The 4437-nt window shown below is 35.8% G+C and carries 3 protein-coding genes; all 3 read left to right on the plus strand.

The annotated features are described in order from the left end of the window. Positions 1–309, plus strand: a 309-nt coding sequence (locus tag ABY905_RS14455) for a family 16 glycosylhydrolase (protein ID WP_372645109.1), incomplete at its 5' end; no start/stop codon positions are given. Between the two features lie 50 nt (positions 310–359). Continuing rightward, positions 360–1916 (plus strand): sugar porter family MFS transporter, encoded by a 1557-nt coding sequence (locus ABY905_RS14460; protein ID WP_372645111.1) that lies wholly within the window; start codon positions 360–362, stop codon positions 1914–1916. 104 nt (positions 1917–2020) lie between these two features. Further along, a partial coding sequence (locus ABY905_RS14465; protein ID WP_372645113.1) for a hypothetical protein occupies positions 2021–4437 on the plus strand: 2417 nt, incomplete at its 3' end.

Genomic DNA, 4437 nt, shown 5'->3' on the forward strand with positions numbered 1-4437 from the left:
AAAGATTATCAATGGCAAACTAATACGCAGCAAACTGATACCATACATATAGCTGATGTTGCTGAAAATTTTCATTCCTATATTTTGGAATGGACACCAGAATTGATGAAAGCCTATGTAGATGACAAACTTTATTTTGAGTATAAAAATGAAGGCTTGGGTGAAGCAAAATGGCCGTATATCAAACCATTCTACCTGATTCTAAATGTTGCAGTGGGTGGTGCTTGGGGTAATGTAGAGGGGATTGATGCTGATGCATTTCCTCAAACAATGGAAGTGGATTATGTAAGAGTTTATCAAAAGAAATAATCTCATTCATTACTGAATTTGGTGAAGAATTTTAAATAAAAGTAGAATACATGAATTTAAGATATACAGTTTTTGTATCGTTTATAGTTGCATTAGGAGGATTTCTAATGGGATTCGATGCCTCGGTTATATCGGGTGTTGTGAAATTTATTGAACCTCAATTCGATTTAACGAAAATTCAATTAGGATGGGCCGTTAGCTGTCTAACATTAACTGCGACTTTAGCCATGTTTATGGCTGGTCCTTTGAGTGACAAATTAGGAAGAAGAACGGTTCTTAAATATGCAGCAGCACTATATTTTATTTCAGCAATAGGATCAGCGATAGCTCCTAGCTTTTGGTTTTTAGTTTTGGCTAGAATGATTGGTGGGTTTGGTGTTGGAGCATCGCTGATTATTGCTCCTATGTACATTGCTGAAATTGCTCCTCCAAAAATGAGGGGAAGGATGGTTTCTTTGAATCAATTGAATATTGTACTAGGAATATCCGTCGCCTTTTTTACCAATTACTTGATTTTACAATTAGGAAAGTCAAATGCAGGCTGGGCTGAAATGTTACAGTTCAAAAATTACAATTGGCGTTGGATGTTGGGACTGGAATCCTTACCTGCCATCATATATTTCGTATTTCTATTTTTCGTTCCACGCAGCCCAAGATGGTTAGCCATGAATGGATTGGATGATGAAGCGTTACAAGTAATGGAGAAGTCATTGGGAGCTGATGAAGCAAAAATTCAATTAAAATCGATTACTCAAAGTATTAAAGCATCTCCACAAAAGGAGAAAACTTCACTAAAAGAATTGTTTAAGCCTTCCATGAAACTTGTATTGTTGATTGGGATTGTGATTGCTATCACTCAGCAGATTACGGGTATTAATTCAGTATTCTTTTATGCGCCCATGATTTTTGAACAAACCGGAATTGGAACTGACGCCTCATTTTCGCAGGCCATTCTAGTTGGGATTATCAATCTTGTATTTACACTTTTTGCTATTTGGTTAGTCGATCGTATTGGAAGAAAACCACTTTTGATTTTTGGTTTAACAGGTATTGCAATTTCAATGTTTATCCTTTCTGCCGGATTTGGCAGAGCAACTTATCAATTAACAGACAAAGATATTCAGGAATGCGAGTCATTTGCAGGTTCAAAGGATCTTGCTTCAATGCAAAATGTCGTTTACTATAGCGATTTGGATTTTAATAAGGCATTAAAAAATAATATAAGCGAAAAGGCTTTTAAAGAGCATAGAACAGATTTTATCTCGAAAGCAATTAGCATTAACCCATGGTTAGTCTTAATTGGTATTCTTGGCTTTGTTGCCTCTTTCGCCATTTCTATCGGACCAGTTATGTGGGTCTTGTTTTCGGAGCTATTTCCAAACCGAATTCGGGGACTTGCGATTTCCTTTGTTGGCTTGATAAATTCAGGAATAAGCTTCCTTGTTCAACTTGTGTTTCCATGGGAACAGATGAATTTTGGGAATGCAACAACCTTTCTCATTTATGGAATCTTTGGAGCAGTAGGACTCGTATTTGTCTTTTTTATGCTACCTGAAACGAAAGGGAAATCCTTGGAAGAATTAGAATTGATACTTGTAAGAGAATAATAAACAAACTCTTAAATCGGTAAAATCCGATTGTAAGTTTTAGATATAATAAGCAGAAGTTTTTACTATAGAAAATGATTGAAGTAGAATCAATTAATATTAAAATGAAGAAGAATAACATTTATTTGGGAAACACGAATTTGAATTACAGCGGGGCTGAAGTTGAGGGGAAATTCGTTGAGCTACATAATGAAAAGTTTTACAAGATCAGCAATTCTGATCAAATGTCAGACTTCTTTATGAGTATAGTCAGTGATTCCGATCACTGGATGTTCATATCGAGTAATGGTTCTTTATCGGCTGGAAGAAAAGACAGGAACAATGCCTTGTTCCCTTATTATACTGTTGATAAAATTCACGATTATAGAGATAAAACAGGGAGTAAAACTATTGTTTTAGTTGAAAAGGATGAGAAAACTCTTTTGTGGAAACCATTCTCTAATGGTCTTAGAAACATATACAAGATTGAAAGAAATTTGTATAAGAGTATTTACGGTAACAAGGTCATTTTTGAAGAGGTAAATGTCGATTTGGGAATGAGTTTCCAATATGCTTGGAGCAATACCGAGAAATTTGGTTTTGTGAAAACATCCAAGGTTTCCAACCTAAGCGATAAAACAGTAAAATTCGAGATTATTGATGGGATTGAAAACATACTGCCTAGTGGTGTTGATTACGATTTTCAGAATGAATATAGTAATTTATTAGATGCCTATAAAAAGTGCGAATTACTTGAGGAAAGTGGTCTGGGATTATATATGCTGAGCTCAATTCCTGTTGATAGAGCGGAACCAAGTGAATCCTTAAAAACCTCAACGGTTTGGTCTTATGGTTTGGAAGGCAGTAAAATTCTGTTGTCTGCTAAACAAATCGATCGCTTTAAAGAGGGCTATCCAGTTGAAACAGAGATAGATATTAGAGCCGCGAAAGGTGCCTACTTTTTAAATTCTGAGCTTGAGTTGGGGCAAAATGAATCCAGAGAATGGATGATTATTGCAGAACTGAATCAGGATAGCGTAGCTGTAGCCGATTTGAATAATTTTATTAAAACCGAAAAGAATATTGCGGGTTTAATAGCAGAAGATATTGCTTTAGGAACAACGAATTTGATCAAAATTGTTGCTGATGCTGATGGTTTGCAAATGGGAGAGGATGACCTGGCTTATGCCCGACATTTTTCAAATACCCTTTTCAATGTTATGAGAGGTGGTATTTTTGTAGATAATTACCATGTAGACTCTGTTGATTTTAAATTGTTTGTTCAGCAAACAAATAAACCAATTGCAAAGGCATTTCAAGAGTGGATTGATCAATTACCAGCAAAAATTGCTTATACGGACTTGAATCAATTGGCTGAAAAAACAGGGAATTCTGATTTAATAAGAATCTGTTATGAATACCTTCCTTTAACATTTAGTCGAAGACATGGTGACCCTAGTCGACCATGGAATCAGTTTTCTATCGAAACAAAAAATGAAGACGGCTCACCAAAATTGAACTATCAGGGAAACTGGCGTGATATTTTTCAAAACTGGGAAGCTCTTGGGCTTTCATACCCTGAATTTTTGGAAGGCATGATCAGCAAGTTTGTAAATGCATCAACTGCCGATGGTTATAATCCATACCGAATTACAAGAGAAGGAATTGATTGGGAATGCCCAGATCCAAATGATCCATGGGCTTATATTGGATATTGGGGCGATCACCAGATCATTTATCTTCAAAAATTTCTTGAGTTATCCAATGAATACCATCCGGGGAAATTGGAGAATCTACTTACCAAAGAGAATTTTGTTTATGCTAATGTTCCTTATAGAATTAAATCATACAAGGATATCGTTAAGAATCCGCAAGATACCATTGAGTTCGATTATGATCTAAATGATCAGATTAAAGGAATGGTTGACCATATTGGTGCTGATGCCCGATTATTGAAAAACGGTGACGATGGCTTGTACCAAGTCAATCTAACCGAAAAGGTTTTGGTAACTCTATTGACAAAGTTGAGCAACTTTATTCCTGAAGCTGGTATTTGGTTAAACACCCAACGTCCGGAATGGAATGACGCTAACAATGCCCTTGTAGGTAATGGTGTGTCTATGGTTACTTTGTGTTACCTGAGACGATTCCTAAAGTTTTGGTCAGAAAAGTTTAGTGAAATTTCAATAGAGGAAGTTCATATTTCCGAGGAAGTCAAAACTCTAATGGATTCCATTTTTAGTCTTTTTGTTGAAAATGCAGGCCTTTTAGAAAATGGATTTTCAGATGAAGACAGACGTCGTTTCGCTGATGTTTTGGGTGAAGCTGGAAGCAAATACAGAAATGGAATTTATGAAAATTCTTTTTCAGGCTTGAAAAGAAACGTAAAAGTGAGTGAGTTATTGGATTTCACCAATCTGGCTCTAATGTATATGGATCAATCCATAAAAGTGAACAAACGAGAAGACGGACTTTATCATGCATATAATCTGATCTCTTTTTCAGACCAAACTGTTTCTGTACGATATTTATACCAAATGCT

The organism is Ancylomarina sp. (genome assembly GCF_041555295.1).
In the GTDB taxonomy this organism is placed as follows: Bacteria; Bacteroidota; Bacteroidia; order Bacteroidales; family Marinifilaceae; genus Ancylomarina.